The 16,687-nt window shown below is 61.6% G+C and carries 17 protein-coding genes; 12 read left to right on the top strand and 5 right to left on the bottom strand.

Annotation, left to right across the window (positions count from 1 at the left end):
• Positions 1 to 106 precede the first annotated feature (106 nt).
• The 5 genes from ugpB to ugpQ all read left to right on the top strand — a co-directional run bounded on the left by ugpB (position 107) and on the right by ugpQ (position 5,028).
• On the top strand, positions 107 to 1,411 hold the full coding sequence (gene ugpB / locus AC2EBU_RS11120; protein ID WP_484610482.1) for a sn-glycerol-3-phosphate ABC transporter substrate-binding protein UgpB: 1,305 nt from the start codon (positions 107 to 109) through the stop codon (positions 1,409 to 1,411).
• Between the two features lie 104 nt (positions 1,412 to 1,515).
• Positions 1,516 to 2,397, top strand: coding sequence for a sn-glycerol-3-phosphate ABC transporter permease UgpA (gene ugpA / locus AC2EBU_RS11115; RefSeq protein ID WP_484610481.1), 882 nt, complete (start codon positions 1,516 to 1,518; stop codon positions 2,395 to 2,397).
• A gap of 1 nt (position 2,398) precedes the next feature.
• The gene (ugpE, locus tag AC2EBU_RS11110; RefSeq protein WP_484610480.1) at positions 2,399 to 3,253 is read left to right on the top strand and encodes a sn-glycerol-3-phosphate ABC transporter permease UgpE; all 855 of its coding nucleotides are present in this window, start codon (positions 2,399 to 2,401) and stop codon (positions 3,251 to 3,253) included.
• 13 nt (positions 3,254 to 3,266) lie between these two features.
• A complete protein-coding gene (gene ugpC, locus AC2EBU_RS11105) occupies positions 3,267 to 4,280 on the top strand; it encodes a sn-glycerol-3-phosphate ABC transporter ATP-binding protein UgpC (RefSeq protein ID WP_484610479.1) in 1,014 nt (337 codons plus the stop codon).
• A gap of 1 nt (position 4,281) precedes the next feature.
• The gene (ugpQ, locus tag AC2EBU_RS11100; RefSeq protein WP_484610478.1) at positions 4,282 to 5,028 is read left to right on the top strand and encodes a glycerophosphodiester phosphodiesterase; all 747 of its coding nucleotides are present in this window, start codon (positions 4,282 to 4,284) and stop codon (positions 5,026 to 5,028) included.
• A 25-nt stretch (positions 5,029 to 5,053) separates the two neighbouring features.
• Here the strand turns inward: ugpQ and AC2EBU_RS11095 are convergent, their stop codons facing one another.
• A complete protein-coding gene (locus AC2EBU_RS11095) occupies positions 5,054 to 5,332 on the bottom strand; it encodes a hypothetical protein (RefSeq protein ID WP_484610477.1) in 279 nt (92 codons plus the stop codon).
• 96 nt (positions 5,333 to 5,428) lie between these two features.
• Here AC2EBU_RS11095 and hemA point away from each other — a divergent pair, with 96 nt between their 5' ends.
• From hemA to paeA, 5 genes are all read left to right on the top strand, one after another.
• The gene (hemA, locus tag AC2EBU_RS11090; protein ID WP_484610476.1) at positions 5,429 to 6,688 is read left to right on the top strand and encodes a glutamyl-tRNA reductase; all 1,260 of its coding nucleotides are present in this window, start codon (positions 5,429 to 5,431) and stop codon (positions 6,686 to 6,688) included.
• A gap of 95 nt (positions 6,689 to 6,783) precedes the next feature.
• Positions 6,784 to 7,872, top strand: a complete 1,089-nt coding sequence (gene prfA / locus AC2EBU_RS11085) for a peptide chain release factor 1 (protein WP_484610475.1) — start codon at positions 6,784 to 6,786, stop codon at positions 7,870 to 7,872.
• A gap of 105 nt (positions 7,873 to 7,977) precedes the next feature.
• A complete protein-coding gene (gene prmC, locus AC2EBU_RS11080) occupies positions 7,978 to 8,820 on the top strand; it encodes a peptide chain release factor N(5)-glutamine methyltransferase (protein ID WP_484610474.1) in 843 nt (280 codons plus the stop codon).
• A gap of 187 nt (positions 8,821 to 9,007) precedes the next feature.
• Positions 9,008 to 9,331: a Grx4 family monothiol glutaredoxin gene (gene grxD, locus AC2EBU_RS11075; protein ID WP_484610473.1), complete on the top strand. Its 324-nt coding sequence runs from the start codon at positions 9,008 to 9,010 to the stop codon at positions 9,329 to 9,331.
• A 49-nt stretch (positions 9,332 to 9,380) separates the two neighbouring features.
• On the top strand, positions 9,381 to 10,697 hold the full coding sequence (paeA, locus tag AC2EBU_RS11070; protein ID WP_484610472.1) for a polyamine export protein PaeA: 1,317 nt from the start codon (positions 9,381 to 9,383) through the stop codon (positions 10,695 to 10,697).
• On the opposite strand, the gene AC2EBU_RS11065 is transcribed toward paeA, so the two are convergent.
• Positions 10,688 to 11,347 (bottom strand): lytic transglycosylase domain-containing protein, encoded by a 660-nt coding sequence (locus tag AC2EBU_RS11065; RefSeq protein ID WP_484610586.1) that lies wholly within the window; start codon positions 11,345 to 11,347, stop codon positions 10,688 to 10,690. The two genes, paeA and AC2EBU_RS11065, sit on opposite strands and share 10 nt — an antisense overlap.
• A 2-nt stretch (positions 11,348 to 11,349) precedes the next feature.
• Positions 11,350 to 13,095, bottom strand: coding sequence for a proline--tRNA ligase (locus AC2EBU_RS11060; RefSeq protein WP_484610471.1), 1,746 nt, complete (start codon positions 13,093 to 13,095; stop codon positions 11,350 to 11,352).
• 102 nt (positions 13,096 to 13,197) lie between these two features.
• On the opposite strand from AC2EBU_RS11060, the gene AC2EBU_RS11055 reads away from it, so the two are divergent.
• Positions 13,198 to 13,851, top strand: coding sequence for an RNA pyrophosphohydrolase (locus AC2EBU_RS11055; protein ID WP_484610585.1), 654 nt, complete (start codon positions 13,198 to 13,200; stop codon positions 13,849 to 13,851).
• A complete protein-coding gene (locus tag AC2EBU_RS11050; RefSeq protein WP_484610470.1) occupies positions 13,832 to 14,356 on the top strand; it encodes a CNP1-like family protein in 525 nt (174 codons plus the stop codon). The genes AC2EBU_RS11055 and AC2EBU_RS11050 overlap by 20 nt, the downstream gene beginning before the upstream one ends.
• A 40-nt stretch (positions 14,357 to 14,396) precedes the next feature.
• Here AC2EBU_RS11050 and proB read toward each other — a convergent pair whose 3' ends face one another.
• Positions 14,397 to 15,551: a glutamate 5-kinase gene (gene proB, locus AC2EBU_RS11045; RefSeq protein ID WP_484610469.1), complete on the bottom strand. Its 1,155-nt coding sequence runs from the start codon at positions 15,549 to 15,551 to the stop codon at positions 14,397 to 14,399.
• A 50-nt stretch (positions 15,552 to 15,601) separates the two neighbouring features.
• Positions 15,602 to 16,687, bottom strand: coding sequence for an Obg family GTPase CgtA (cgtA, locus tag AC2EBU_RS11040; RefSeq protein WP_484610584.1), 1,086 nt, complete (start codon positions 16,685 to 16,687; stop codon positions 15,602 to 15,604).

Raw genomic sequence — 16,687 nt, 5'->3', positions numbered from 1 at the left:
CGGTCCCCATGGAAACCCTGTTGCGAACCGACTGACGCATCACTGTAATAGGAACGTCACAAACGACACCTACGCTCAAAGACCCTTTCAACCTTGGAATACCAGCATGAAAACCAGACTGACTGCCGTTGCTCTTGCGGCCTTTGCCACCTTGCCGGCTCACGCCCAGACCGAAATCCAATGGTGGCATTCCATGGGCGGGGCTCTCGGTGAATGGGTCAACGACCTGGCGAAAGACTTCAATGCCAGTCAAAAAGACTACAAGATTGTGCCGACCTTCAAGGGAAGCTACGACGAGTCGATGACGGCCGCCATCGCCGCATTCCGTGCCGGCAATGCCCCCCACATCCTGCAAGTGTTCGAAGTTGGCACAGCGACCATGATGGCCAGCAAACAGGCCATCGTTCCGGTGGGTGACGTAATGAAGAAAGCTGGCGTGACCTTTGACCCGGCCGCCTACGTTCCAGCGGTCGCCGGCTACTACACGGCACCGAACGGTCAAATGCTGAGTTTCCCTTTCAACAGCTCAACCACCGTTTTCCATTACAACAAGGATGCCTTCAAGGCGGCCGGCCTGGACCCGAACACACCGCCCAAGACCTGGCCCGAGGTCGCACTGGCGGCCGGCAAGCTGAAAGCGTCCGGGCACAAGTGTCCGTTCACGACCAGTTGGGTCAGCTGGACCCAGCTGGAGAGCTTCAGCGCCTGGCATAACACCGAGTTCGCGACCAAAGGCAACGGAATGCGCGGCATCGATGCCCGCCTGAGCTTCAACAGTCCCTTGCATGTCCGCCATATCGAGAACTTGGCCAACATGGCCCGCACAGGTCTTTTCGTCTACAAGGGACGTGGCAATGCTGCCGATGCCACCTTTGTCTCCGGCGAATGCGCCATGACGACCGGTAGCTCGGCCCTGTACGGCAACATCAAGCGCAACGCCAAATTCGCTTCGGGCATTTCGACCCTGCCTTACTACCCCGACGTGACGGGCGCGCCGCAGAACACCGTGATCGGAGGCGCCAGCCTGTGGGTCATGTCAGGCAAGAAGGAAAACGAATACAAAGGCGTGGCCCAGTTCTTTGCCCATTTGTCCAAACCGGAAGAAGCCGCCAAGAGCCATCAGCGCACGGGCTACCTGCCTTTGACCAAGGCCTCCTACCAAATGACTGAGAAGTCAGGTTTTTACAAGCAAAATCCCGGCACAGACGTTTCCGTGGAACAGATGATTCGCAAAACCACGGACAAATCGCGTGGCATCCGCCTGGGCAACTTTGTGCAGATTCGTACGATCAACGACGAAGAGCTGGAACAGGTCTGGTCCGGCAAGAAGACCGCCAAAGAAGCCCTGGATGCCGCCGTCAAACGGGGCAACGAGCAATTGGAGCGTTTCCAGAAAGCCAACAAGTCCTGACCGTCCACGGGTAGCCATGGCCGGCGCGCCGGCCATGGCGAGCCCTCCGACGCCCCGCGGAAAACACCCCGGGGCGTTTTCTGTTTCAAGGCAAAAATCAATCCATGGAAAAACGCGTCCGATTTCGCTCCACTTGGTTGCCCTGGGTGCTGGTCGCACCGCAATTGGCGGTCGTCTTGACATTCTTCTTCTGGCCGGCCGGACAGGCCCTGATTCAGAGTGTGTTGCAGCAGGACGCCTTTGGCACGACCACAGAGTACGTCGGCTTGGAGAACTTCAAACGTCTCTGGAATGACAGTACCTACCTGGAATCGTTCAAGGTCACCGCCTTGTTCTCGCTCTTGGTTGCGGTGATCGGTCTGAGTGTTTCACTTCTGTTGGCCGTCATGGCGGACCGCGTCATCAAAGGCGCCGGGATTTACAAGACGCTCCTGATCTGGCCTTATGCGGTCGCCCCGGTGGTCGCAGGTGTGCTGTGGCTGTTCATGTTTGCCACGCCCTTTGGCACGGTTTCCTTCGTTCTGAACCGCATGGGCTTCGAGTGGAACCATCTGCTCAATTCCAACCACGCCATGGCGCTGATTGTCATGGCCGCTGTCTGGAAGCAGATTTCCTACAACTTCCTGTTTTTTCTGGCAGGCCTGCAATCGATTCCCAAGTCATTGATCGAAGCGGCTGCGATCGATGGCGCGGGTTTCTGGCTTCGATTCCGGACCATCGTATTCCCCCTGCTGTCACCAACGACCTTTTTCCTGCTGGTGATCAACATCGTCTACGCATTCTTCGACACCTTTGCAATTGTCGACGCGGCCACCCAGGGTGGGCCGGGCAAATCTACCGCCATCCTGGTGTACAAGGTGTATTACGACGGCTTCAAGGCGCTGGACATGGGCGGGTCCGCCGCACAGTCGGTGGTTCTCATGACCATCGTGATTGCCTTGACGGTTGTCCAGTTCCGCTACGTCGAGAAGAAAGTGCAGTACTGACATGATTGAACGACGCCCGGGATTGACCTTCGTCTCCCACCTTATCCTGATCTGCGGTGTTGCCGTCGTCGCGTTTCCGGTGTACTTGACGCTCATTGCATCAACACAGTCCAGCGAACAGATTGCATCAAGCGTACCTATGTCGCTGCTACCCGGCAAGCACATGCTGGAGACCTACAAGGTCGCCTTGTTCGGCGGCGAAACAGCCGCTGGCAGCACCTTGCCTCCTGCGCTGCCCATGATGGGTGTGAGCCTGGTCATGGCCTTGGTCATTGCCATCGGCAAGATCATCATTTCGCTGCTGTCGGCCTTCGCAATCGTCTACTTCCGCTTCCCGGCTCGCACACTGGTTTTCTGGGCCATATTCATCACCCTGATGCTGCCGGTTGAAGTGCGAATCGGTCCGACCTACGAAGTTGTCTCGGATCTCGGAATGCTCAATAGTTACGCAGGACTGACGATCCCGCTGATCGCATCGGCCACTGCGACGTTTCTGTTCCGGCAGTTCTTTCTGACTGTCCCCGATGAGTTGGTGGAAGCTGCGCGGGTGGATGGCGCAGGCCCGATGCGCTTCTTCTGGGACGTGCTGCTGCCGATGTCTCGGACCAGTATCGCGGCGCTGTTTGTCATTCAGTTCATCTACGGCTGGAACCAGTACCTGTGGCCTTTGCTGGTGACCACGAATGAATCCATGTATCCGATTGTCCTGGGCATCAAGCGGCTGGTTTCGGGTGAGTCGTACACCGAATGGAACGTCTTGATGGCTACCGCCTTCCTGGCCATGCTGCCGCCGGCGCTGGTGGTCGTACTGATGCAAAAGTGGTTCGTCAAGGGCCTCGTCGATACCGAAAAATAATCACACACCTACCATGGCTTCACTCGTATTCAAGAACGTCGTCAAGAGCTACCACCAGGGCAAACAGTCGCTGCAGGTTATCCATGGCGTCACCGCCGATGTCGCCGACGGTGAGTTCGTGGTCATCGTCGGCCCCTCAGGGTGCGGCAAATCCACCCTGTTGCGCATGGTGGCTGGACTCGAAGAAATTTCAGGGGGAGACATATTGATCGGCGAGCGGGTTGTCAACTCGCTGGAACCAGCCGCCCGCGACATCGCCATGGTTTTCCAGAACTATGCGCTCTATCCGCACATGAGTGTCTACGACAACATGGCCTACGGCTTGAAGATCGCCAAAGTGCCTGTCGATGAAATCCGCCGCCGCGTCGACAAGGCGGCCGCGATCCTGGAACTGGGTCCCTACCTGAGCCGCAAGCCGCGCCAGCTCTCGGGCGGCCAGCGCCAGCGCGTCGCCATGGGGCGAGCCATTGTTCGCCAGCCCAAGGTTTTCCTTTTCGACGAGCCGCTGTCCAACCTGGACGCCAAACTGCGCGCTCAGACTCGCCTGGAGATTCAGAAACTGCATCGGGACCTGGGTATTACCAGCCTTTTTGTTACCCACGATCAGGTCGAAGCGATGACCCTGGCGCAGCGGATGATGGTCATGAATGGTGGCGTGATGGAGCAGTTCGGCACCCCCGAAGAGGTCTACTCTCGCCCGGCAACCACCTTTGTCGCCGGATTTATCGGATCACCCCCAATGAATCTGTTGAATCAGGCGCCCGGCCTGGCGCAAGACCGCATCCTGGGCATACGACCGGAACACATCGACGTCAGCGCGGACGGCGCCTGGGAGGTGATGGTTGAAACGGTCGAGCTGCTGGGCGGAGAACGACTGGTCCATGCCCGGCTCGGTACCGAAACCCTCATCATCCGCATGCATGAAGACCAGGGCGCACCGGTAATCGGCACTCGGATCCGGGTATGTCCTCGCCCGGACCGGATGCACTGGTTCGACCGTTCAACCGGGCGCCGCCTGGAGGCCTGATATGAGCGGGAATGTCTGGCCGTATCCGCGCTGGGTCGCACACCGTGGGGCGGGCAAACTGGCCCCCGAAAACACCTTGGCTGCGTTCCGACTGGGCGCGCAATACGGATATCGGATGTTCGAATGCGACGTCAAGCTCAGCCGCGACGGCGTGCCTTTTTTGCTGCATGACACCGATCTGGCGCGCACGACCGAAGCGACCGGGAACGCGGGCGAGCGCGAATGGTCCGATCTGTCCCGGCTGGATGCCGGCGCCTGGCATTCCCGGGCATTTGCCGGCGAGCCTCTTCCCACCCTGGAAGGAATCAGCCGCTTCTGCCGAACCAATGGACTGTTCCTCAACATTGAAATCAAGCCAAGCCCGGGCCTGGAGGCGGCAACGGGCCACGCGGTGGCAACCGCTGCCCAAGACCTGTGGCGCGGCGCTCCGGTACCGCCCTTGCTGACTTCCTTCCGGCCGGAGGCGCTGGCGAGTGCCCGCGAGGCATGTCCGGAATTGCCGCGCGGCCTGCTGCTGGACACCCTTTGGCCCGGGTGGCTGGAGATGGCCCGCTCGCTACAGTGTTGTGCGATTGTCTGCAATTACTCGCTGTGGAACACCGAAACGGTCGCGGCCGTCCAGGGGGCGGGAATGCGTACGGCAAGTTACACCGTCAACGACGAATCGATTGCCCGGCACCTGATGGCACTCGGCACCGACGTCATCATCACCGATCGCGTCGACCTTTTTGCGCCGACCGACGCTTGAGGGGCGGCAGCCCGCCGCTGCCGCGTCAGCGACGAATTGCCCGGGATCGCCACCACTGTGTGAGGCCCAAGGCCAGGACCAAGGCCGCGTAGCTGGCCATCTTGCCGTCGCGTCCGAAAAAAACCAGTCCGGACGTGAGCACCCCCAATCCCACCAGGGCGTTCACACCAAAATTGGCAACGATGCGTTTCGTGTCTGCACGCCGCGCGCCCAGGACACCGGAAAACACGGCCAGCAGGCCGGCAACAAAAAATGCTGGGGCACCAAAGGCCAGCCCGTGGAGGAGAAGGTCGGAAAAATCCATGGGTCGCTGAGGAAACCGGCGAATCGGATGGCACGCCAACCCCGCCGACGGTGCCGACTTGAACGAATTGACGCGGTCAATTTTATAATCGCCCCGATGGCAGTCTGGGCATTAGGTTTGAACCACACGACCGCGCCGCTCGATCTGCGCGGCCGGTTCTCTTTTGGCCTGGATCGACTCGGCGAAACACTGCAGCAATTGCGTGCATCGCACCACCGTCGCCCCGAGGCGGCAATCCTCTCCACTTGCAACCGAACCGAGATCTATTGCGCGTCCGACCGGCCCGAACTGGACCGCACTGTCCACTGGCTGGCCGAATTCGGACAGATTACCCCCGGCGAACTGCGAAGCTACACCTACACGCTGGCCGACGGGCAGGCCGCACGTCATGCCTTTCGTGTCGCCAGCGGTCTCGATTCCATGGTGCTGGGCGAGCCACAGATTCTTGGCCAGCTCAAGGATGCAGTCCGGGCGGCCGATGACGCCGGCGCCCTCGGCACCACACTCAATCAACTGTTTCAGCGCAGCTTTGCCGTGGCCAAGGAAGTACGCACTTCCACCGAAATCGGCGCCCATTCGATCAGCATGGCGGCGGCCGCCGTGCGACTGGCATCCCAGCTGTTCGAGGATCTGACCGAGATCCGGGTCCTGTTTGTTGGCGCCGGCGAAATGATCGAACTGGCGGCAACGCATTTCGCGGCCCGCAATCCCCGATCCATCGCGATCGCCAACCGGACCCTGGAACGGGGGGAAAAACTCGCCACACGTTTCGGCGGTGAGGTACTGCGCCTGGCCGACCTGTCGGAGCGACTGCACGAATTCGACGCGGTCATCAGTTGTACCGCCAGCCAGTTGCCGCTGATCGGGCTGGGTGCGGTGGAGCGCGCACTGAAAAAGCGCCGCCACCGCCCGATCTTCATGGTCGATCTGGCCGTTCCACGCGACATCGAGCCAGAAGTCAAAGCGCTGGAAGACGTCTACCTTTACACCGTGGATGATCTGGCCCATGTGGTGCAGACGGCCCAGGCCAACCGGCAGGCCGCCGTCGCGCAGGCCGAAGCCATCATCGATGCCGGTGTGCAAAGCTTCATGCACTGGATGGTGCAACGCGGCACCGTACCTCTGATCCAGCAACTGAACGCACAGGCCGATGCCTGGCGGGCGGCCGAGATCGCGCGTGCGCGCAAACGCCTGGCCCGAGGCGAGGATGTCGACACCGTGCTCGAATCCCTTTCCCGGGGACTGACCCAGAAAATGCTCCATGGCGCCCTGGCTGAGCTGAATGCGGCCGACCCGGCCCACAAAGAACAGACCGCACAGGCGATCGGTCGGCTGTTCCTGCGCAGCGAGCGTTAGCGGCGTTCGACCGCACCGGCGGGTTCGGTCCTGCTCCACCCGCCGCCCACCGCGCCCATGGCGCTTTTCCTGTTCGCACCACACGATCGCATCGCATGAAACCCTTCCTCCGCAACCAGCTTGAGCGCTACACCCAGCGGCTGGCTGAACTCGACTTTCTGCTTTCGCGGGAAGACATCATGGCGGACATGGAGCAGTTCCTGAAGCTGTCGCGAGAACACGCTGACGTCGCTGCCATCGCAAGTCGCTGGCAACGGCTGCAACAGCGCGACGCCGACCTGGCGACGGCCCGGGAGTGGCTCTCCGACCCCGACATGGCGAACATGGCCAGGGAAGAAATCGGTGCCTGTGAGGCCGATATCGCATCCCTGGGCGACGAACTGCAGCGCATGCTGCTACCGAAAGACCCGGACGACGCCCGCAACGCCTTCCTGGAAATCCGCGCCGGCACCGGCGGCGACGAATCCGCGCTCTTTGCCGGCGATCTGCTGCGCATGTACACCCGCTGGTGCGAGCGCCAGGGCTGGCGCACCGAACTGCTCAGCGAATCGCCCAGCGAGCTCGGTGGCTACAAGGAGGTGGTGCTGCGCATCGAAGGCGATGGGGCCTACGGGCAACTGCGGTTCGAATCCGGCGGCCACCGGGTGCAGCGGGTGCCGGCCACCGAGACCCAGGGACGCATCCACACCAGCGCCTGCACGGTGGCGGTGCTGCCGGAGCCTGACGAAGCCTCGGCGGTGCAGATCAACCCTGCGGACCTGCGCATCGACACCTTCCGCGCCAGCGGGGCGGGCGGCCAGCACATCAACAAGACCGATTCGGCGGTTCGTATCACCCATATCCCCACGGGCATCGTCGCCGAATGCCAGGACGACCGCAGCCAGCACCGCAACAAGGCCCGTGCGCTGCAGGTGCTGTCCGCCCGCATCCAGGAACGCGAGCGCGCCGCGCAGGCCGCCAAGGACGCCGCATTGCGCAAAGGCCTGATCGGCAGCGGCGACCGCAGCGACCGTATCCGCACCTACAACTTCCCCCAGGGGCGGCTGACCGACCACCGTATCAATCTCACGCTCTACAAGTTGTCCTTCATCATGGAAGGCGATTTGCACGAGGTCGTCAACGGTCTGCAGGCCGCTCGCCAGGCCGAAAAGCTGGCCGAGCTGGAAGTGGGCACTCTCCACTGACCGAAAGCGCGAATTTTCAATGTTTTCGGTTCATACCCAGCGTAATATAGTGCTATCGTGCTATATTTTTCATATCAACTGTTTGCTCACGGAAACCCGCGTGCCATGAATGACAACCCTGTCACGCTACGCGACGCGCTCGAAAAAGCCCGAACGACGGGCCTGGCCCGCCTGGAGGCCGCCATGCTGCTGCTGCATGCGTTGGGTCGCTCCACAAGTGAGCGCGCCTGGCTGATCGCCCATGACTCCGACCCGCTTGATGCCGTCATCGGGAGCCGGTTCGCCGCCCTTGCCGCGCGGCGGGTCGCCGGCGAACCTCTGGCCTACCTGACGGGCGAGCGGGAGTTCTACGGGTTGACGCTGCAGGTGGACGCCCGCGTGCTGGACCCCCGCCCCGACACCGAAACCCTGGTCGATTGGGCACTGCATGTGCTTCCCCCCCGCCCTTCGCCGACCGTGCTGGATCTGGGCACCGGCAGCGGCGCGGTCGCGCTCGCCCTGCAACAACAGCGCCCGGACGCCATCGTGCTCGCAACGGATCGAAGCGTGGACGCCCTGGCCGTTGCGCACAGCAACGCCAGTCGATTGGGCTTGCCCGTGCGTTTTGCCCAGGCCGATTGGTTTCAGGGCTTGCACGGACCCTTCGATCTGATTGTCTCCAACCCGCCCTACATCGCCGACGGCGACCCTCATTTGGCCGCGCTGACCCATGAACCCCTGGCGGCGCTGGCTTCCGGCCCCGACGGCCTCGACGACCTGCGCACCATCATCGAGCAGGCCGGCAACCGACTGACGGGCGGTGGCTGGTTATTGCTGGAACACGGCTGGGATCAGGCCGAAGCGGTGACTCATATGCTGACACGGGCCGGTTTCGTCGACGTTCAAAGCCGTGCCGATCTGGCCGGAACACTGCGTTGCAGTGGCGGACGCTGGTGTGACCCCGGCTAGTCGATGTTTCGGCCAATACCCATCGTAAAATCGTCATTCATTGCTATGTATTCGATATTGTTTTCCCCCTCCCGCGGGCAAGACCTGACCTTGTTTCCCCGCCAGCAAGGCACAGAGTTCCCCGAAATATGCCGGGTTGCGCCCAAGGTGAGAAAATCTGACCACTCTCGTTTCAAGGAGGTCCGCGATGAGCGAAACCCAACAACGTATCGACCAGATGGTCAAAACCCATGACGTGGTGTTGTTCATGAAAGGCAGCGCCAGCTTCCCGATGTGCGGCTTTTCCGGCCGCGCCGTACAAATCCTGAAGGCCTGCGGCGTTGAACCCCGTGCTCTGTTCACTGTCAATGTGCTCGACGACGCCGAAATCCGCCAGGGCATCAAGGAATACAGCAACTGGCCGACGATCCCGCAGCTTTACATCAAGGGCGAGTTCATTGGCGGCTCCGACATCATGATGGAGATGTACGAGAGCGGCGAACTGCAACAGATTCTCCGCCCGGCCAGTTGAGGCGCGGGCGCCGGGTCCGTCGTTTGCAGGCGGGCCGCCGACATTCTTCATGAGCGCCACACAGAGCCTGTTGGTGATTGCTGCCTTGATCGCAGCGAGTGCCTTTCTGTCCATGGCGGAGATGGCATTGGCGGCCTCGCGCCGCCTCCGCTTGCAGCAAATGGCCGACGACGGGCATCCGCGCGCCCGGCAGGTCATGGCGGTGCAACAAGCTCCGGGGGACTATTTCACGGTCATTCAGATCGGGCAGAACGCCGTCGCCATCCTCGGCGGCATTGTCGGCGATGGAGCGTTTTCCCCTCTCGTGCTGACCGGCCTGCTGAGCACCGGCATCAGCGCTGAGACGGCTGGCGGCATCGCCTTCGCTGTGTCGTTTGCGCTGGTGACTTCCTTGTTCATCATTCTGTCGGACCTGTTTCCCAAGCGCCTGGCGATGGCAGAACCGGAAGCTCTGGCGGTCCGGCTGGTGAGGCCGATGCAACTGTGCGCAAGCCTGCTGACCCCCTTGGTGTGGCTCTATAGCCGGGCTGCCGATGCGTTGCTGCGCCTGCTGGGTTTGCCCGTGACCCGGGACGACCGCATCACTCCCGACGATATCCTGGCGTTGGCCGAGGCGGGAGCCCAGGCGGGCGTCCTCGACCGGCAGGGGCAACAGGTCATTGCCAACGTGTTCGAGCTCGACACCCGCCCCGTCAGCAGCGCCATGACACCGCGCGAACGCATCGCCTGGTTTCGCTCTGACGACAGCGACGCCATCGTGCGGACCCGCATTGCGGCGGAGCCGTTTTCGACCTACCCGGTTTGTGAAGGGGCCGTTGACCAGGTGATCGGCACAGTCGATGCCAAAGACCTTTTTCAGCGGGTGCTCAACGGCCAGTCCATCGACCTGACAGACCCGGCCTTGCTGCACCGGGCGGTCGTCATCCCCGATCGGCTCAGTCTGAGTGAGGTGCTCGGGCAATTCCGCCAGGTTCACGAGGATTTCGCGGTCATCGTCAATGAATACAGTCTGGTGGTCGGTGTGGTCACCCTCAACGATGTGATGAGCACCGTGATGGGTGATCTGGTGGCACCGCCGGACGACGCCTTGATGGTGCAACGGGACATCCACTCCTGGTTGATCGACGGCATGACTCCGTTGACGGATGTTCAGCGTGCCCTGGGCCTGGCACAGGAATGGCCCCACGCGGACCAGGTGGAGACCTTGGCCGGCTTCCTGATGGTCATGCTGCGCAGGGTGCCGCGACGAACCGACCATGTCGACTGGTGCGGCTGGCGATTTGAGGTGATGGATGTCGACAGCTACCGCGTCGATCAGGTCCTGGTGACCCGGCGGGACCTGGACAACGGCGCCTTTCAGGCCTGAAACACCCATTGCCGCTGCGCGGCGAACACAGCATTGGGATATTCGGCCCGGCCACGAGATCCGTTGTAACGGCCCAAAGCCATGAACAGGTCGCCACGCTCACGGTCCAGATAGTGACGCAGGATCACACAGCCGAAGCGGAGATTGGTCTGCATGTGAAAGAGCTTGCTGGCGTCGCCGTCACCGATCACCCGTGTCCAGAAAGGCATCACCTGCATGTATCCCCGGGCACCAACCGGAGAAACGGCAAACTTCCGGAAGGCACTCTCGACCTGAATGAGCCCAAGCACCAGCGATTCGTCGAGTCCCGCCCGTTTGGTCTCGTACCACACGGTCTGCAAAAACTCCGTGCGGGTTTCCAGATCGGATTTTCGGCGGCGCAGGCGGTCGCTCATGGCGGTCAGCCAGCGGATGTAACGCAACCGCGCGTCGGTGCTTGCGAACTCCGGAACGGGCGGGCCACTGTTGAGCACGGCCGAGCTCAATGCGGTGCGCACCGAATCGGCCAGGGGTTCTTCCAGTTGCCCGCCGGCCCGCGCCGGCCCCGGTGCGCTCCCAACCATCCAAGCGACCGATGCAAGAACAAGCCGCCGGCGCCCTTCTTGCACTTGCGCGGCGACGATGGGCCCGTCGCCGCCACCAGGCAACATCCTCATTCCTTGATGCGAGCCCTGACCCAAGACCCCGCTTCCGCCACCGGTACCCGCTCAGCGGTCGACGCGCGGCGGTGCTGGTATTCGACAACGCCGTCACGAAGACCCCGATCACCCACCGTGATGCGATGAGGCACGCCGATCAGTTCCCAATCGGCGAACATGGCGCCAGGACGTTCTCCCCGGTCGTCCAGAAGGACATCGACTCCGGCAGCCTCCAATTCGTCATGCAGTCGCTGGGCGGTTGCCCGGACCTCCTCACTGCGATCCGCTCCCACCGGGCAGACGACGACCGTAAAGGGTGCAATGGAATCGGGCCAGATGATGCCGCGCTCATCGTGGTTTTGCTCGATCGCGGCAGCGGGCAGTCGGGTTATGCCGATTCCATAACAGCCCATTTCAAAGAATTTCGGTTTTCCATCGGTATCCAGGAACGTGGCGTTCATGGCCTTGCTGTACTTGGTGCCCAGGTAGAACACATGGCCCACTTCGATGCCTCGTTCAATGGCCAGTGGTCCTTTCCCGTCCGGAGACAGGTCGCCAGCGAGGACGTTGCGGATATCGGCGACATGGTCCGGCTCCGGCAGGTCGCGACCCCAGTTGACACCGGTCATGTGGAAATCTTCGACGTTGGCACCACAGATCCAGTCGGCAAGAACCGCAACCTCCCGATCGACCACCAGGGTCACCGGCTTTTTCAGACCCAGTGGCCCCAGATAGCCCGGGCGACAGCCAAAGTGTTCTTCGATCTCAGCGACCGTGGCGAACCGGAAGCCATGGTCCAGGCCAGGTACTTTGCCGACCTTGATTTCATTCATGTCATGGTCGCCGCGCAGCAACAACAACCACACCCGCGAGCGGACCACGTCCCCCTCGGCGCCCAGTTCATCGGTCGCCAGTACCAGACTCTTCACCGTGGTCTGCAGCGGCACGCCCAGCAGGGCGGCGACATCCGCACAAGTACTTTTGCCCGGGGTGGGCGTACGAGCGCAAGCTTGCGCAGCGGCAGGTCGCGGGCCGCCCGGGGCGAGGGCTTCAGCCTTCTCCAGATTGGCGGCGTAGTCACTGTTGGGGCAGTACACAATGGCGTCTTCGCCGGTTGAGGCGATCACCTGAAACTCTTCGGACAGATCGCCGCCGATCGCCCCGCTGTCGGCAGCAACTGCACGATACACCAGCCCGAACCGGTCGAAGATTCGCCGATAGGCGTTTGCCATCACTTCATAGCTGGCTTTGGCGGCCGGCGCATCGCGGTCGAAGGAGTACGCGTCCTTCATGATGAATTCACGCCCGCGCATGAGACCAAATCGCGGGCGCCGTTCGTCGCGGAATTTGGTCTGGATCTGATAGAGGTTCTTGGGCAGGAGCTTGTAGCTGCGCAGATCCTGGCGGGCGATGTCTGTGACCACCTCTTCAGAAGTCGGCTGAACCACAAAGCTGCGGTCGTGACGGTCCTTGATGCGCAGGAGTTCCGGCCCCATTTTGCCGAAACGACCGGTTTCTTCCCAGAGCTCAGCCGGCTGTACCACCGGCATCGTGACCTCGACCGCGCCAGCCCGATTCATCTCCTCACGCACGATCGCTTCAACCTTGCGGATGACACGCAGCCCCATGGGCATATAGGTGTAGATTCCCGCCCCAAGCTTTTTGATCATGCCAGAGCGCATCATCAATTGGTGACTCACAATTTCGGCGTCCGCCGGAGCTTCGCGCAGGGTGGAAATATGGAACTGGGTCGCTTTCATGGAGCAGGATGGCGAGTGAGGGAAACAGACGAGGGAACGACCCCTTGCCGTGCGCGGCGCCCCGTGCATAATGGGATCAGTTCAAGAATTTGGGGTTCGATTATGCTCGACCGGGAAGGCTTCAGGCCCAACGTCGGCATCATCCTGCTCAACCAACGAAACCAGGTGTTCTGGGGCAAACGCATCCGAACCCACAGCTGGCAGTTTCCGCAAGGCGGCATTGATCGGGGTGAGACACCCGAACAGGCGATGTACCGGGAACTGCACGAAGAGGTGGGGCTCAAACCTGAGCATGTCCGGATCGTCGCCCGCACTCGCGATTGGTTGCGCTACGAGGTGCCGGATCGTTACATCCGCCGAGACGCGCGGGGCCATTACAAGGGTCAAAAGCAGATCTGGTACCTGCTGCAGTTTCTCGCGCAGGACTGGGATTTCAATCTGCGGGCAACCGGTCATCCGGAGTTTGACGCGTGGCGCTGGAATGATTACTGGGTCCCACTGGATGTTGTGGTGGAATTCAAGCGCGGCGTCTACCAGTTGGCGCTGACCGAACTGTCGCGTTTTCTGCCGAGGCCTGACCTGCGCAATCGGTACCTGCGCGCCGGTCCCCGATCGCGGGACGGACAAGGTCCCCGTTTGGTCGGGATGACATCGGCTGGCGGTCTTGAACTCCCGCCGGGCGGCAGTTTCGATCCCGATCCCCAATCTCCGCTCAATACGCCCCCGGAAGCAAACGGTGCCCCAATTTCCCACTGACCGCACGCTTCGCGCGATGTTCGGGTGCCTGTTGGTCACCGGTGGTCTCTGCCATGCCCAGTTGATCGCCGAGAATCCCGACTGGCGTGATGGAGCCGAGGCCACGCCACCAGCCTTTGATGTTACCCGCCTGGTACCGATCGATACGCCCACCGGTTCGACATTGCGTTTTGGTGTGGACCCACAGACTCTGTCGATAACCCCGGACGGCGTCGTCCGGTACGTCATCGTCGCGCGCCACTCCAGCGGCGCACAGAATGTTGCCTATGAGGGCATTCGGTGCGCAACGGGCAGTTTCCGGGTCTATGCCCGCCATGATCCGATTCGTGGGTGGCAGCGTGTCGATGACAGCGTTTGGACACCGTTGCAGGGCAATGGCGCGGCCCGTCATGCACTGAACTTTGCCCGCGCTGGCGGCTGCGAGGGGCGGACGGTCCCGTCACAGACGGCCACCATCGTTCGTGCACTGCGTCACCCCCCGCGCATGGGGGGCGACGGTCTTTGATACGGCAACACGGGCAGCAGCGTAAGTTTTCTGATCGCCCTCAGCGAAGCACGATCAGGTTGTCGCGATGCACCATCTCAGGTTCCGCGACATAACCCAACAAGGTTTCGAACTCGCTGGAAGCGCGGCGGCAAAGCAAGCGGGCTTCTGCACTCGCATAGTTGGCCAGGCCGCGGGCCAACTCGGTGCCGTCCGGGCCACGAATGGCAATGACATCACCGCGAGAGAAGTCACCTTCTACCGCTGTCATACCGATAGGCAGGAGACTCTTGCCATCGTCACGAACCTTCGATACGGCACCCGAATCAATGGTCACTGCCCCTCGTAGCGACAGGTGATCGGCCATCCATTGTTTGCGTGCCTGCTGCTTGGGCGTCTGGGCCGCAAGCATCGTACCAATCAGTTCGCCACGCGCCAGCCGCAGCAAGGCGTCCGGTTCGCGGCCCCAGGCGATCACCGTCGACGCGCCGGACCCCGCAGCCCGTTTGGCCGCCAGGATCTTTGTGAGCATGCCTCCACGCCCGATCGCACTGCCCGCGCCACCGGCCATGACTTCGAGTTCAGGATCTCCCGCGCGCGCCTCATGGACGAACTGCGCGGAGGGGTCTTTGCGGGGATCAGCGGTATACAGGCCCTTCTGGTCGGTCAGAATAACCAGCAGATCGGCTTCGATGAGGTTGGCGACCAACGCGCCCAGAGTATCGTTGTCGCCGAATTTGATCTCGTCGTTGACGACCGTATCGTTCTCATTGATAACCGGAAGAACTCCCAGTTTGAGAAGGGTCAGCAGGGTTGACCGGGCGTTGAGGTATCGCTCGCGATCGGCCAGATCCGCGTGAGTCAGAAGCACCTGCGCACTGCCAAGGCCGTTTTCCCGCAACTTGGTCTCGTACATCTGGGCCAGGCCCATCTGACCAACGGCCGCCGCAGCTTGCAGTTCGTTAATCTCCCGCGGCCGCTTCGCCCAGCCCAGCCGCTTCATTCCCTCTGCGATTGCGCCGCTGGAAACCATGATGATTTCCCGCGCGCCACCTTCGTCCCTGGAAGCATGGACCAGATCAGCCATCTGCCGGCACCATTCTCCAATGGCTGACTCGTCCAGACCCCGCCCTTCATTGGTCACCAGACTGGAGCCCACCTTGATCACAATTCGCCGGGCATTGCGGAGGATGTCAAACCCTGGTTTCTGAATCATTTCAATCGATACCCAGCATAAAAAGGTGCTTTAATGCTATCAAGATAAGACTAACTGTCCCCGGCAGCTTGCCCGTCCGTCCCGGCAAAGCGCGGGTCAACCGCCTCCTGCGTTTGCTCCGCGAGGTGCATGGCGTGAATATGCGCGAAAACCGACCGTATCAACGACTCACAGCCCTCGCGCGTCAGCGCGGATATCTCAAAAACCGGGCCGCGATACCGAAAGCGTTTGACGAAGTCGCGAACCAATGCGTTGCGCTCGCCTTCTGGAACCATATCGAGTTTGTTGAGTACCAACCACCGCGGTTTGGCGTGCAAAGCCGGGTCGTACTTCTTGAGCTCCGCGACGATCGCGCGGGCCTGCGCCACCGGATCGACGGATTCATCGAACGGAGCAACATCGACCACATGGAGCAAGAGGCGGGTTCGCTGAAGGTGCCGAAGAAACTGGTGACCGAGCCCGGCCCCCTCTGAGGCGCCTTCGATCAAACCAGGCACATCGGCGACCACAAAGCTCTGCTCGGGACCGACACGGACCACGCCGAGGTTGGGGTGCAATGTCGTGAAGGGATAGTCGGCGATTTTCGGCCGAGCATTGGAAATCGCCGCGATCAGGGTTGACTTGCCCGCATTGGGCATGCCCAAAAGACCTACATCGGCAAGAACTTTCAGTTCAAGCTTCAGGCTCTTGCGCTCACCGGGCCAGCCCGGTGTCTTCTGCCGGGGCGCCCGATTGATGGCGCTCTTGAACCGCATGTTCCCGAATCCGCCGTCACCGCCCTTGGCGATAAGAATCCTCTCCCCAGGGTTCAGCAGCTCGTAAAGAACCTGCCCGGATTCGGCATCGGTGATGATGGTCCCGACGGGCATCCGCAGAACAATATCGTCGCCTGCTGCGCCGAACATATCGGAGCCCATGCCGTGCTGACCTCGAGCCGCCTCATGGCGACGCGAATAGCGAAAATCGACCAGCGTGTTCAGGCTGGCATCGGCCAGCGCGTACACATGTCCGCCCCGACCGCCATCCCCCCCGTTCGGCCCCCCGAACTCTTTGTACTTTTCGTGTCGGAACGAAACACAACCGTTGCCGCCATCGCCGGCGGCAATGTCGATATATGCTTCATCCACGAACTTCAT

The organism is Curvibacter sp. T50, assembly GCF_057219955.1.
Note: the sequence above shows the minus strand (reverse complement) of the source record. Positions and strands in the feature narration are given on the sequence as shown.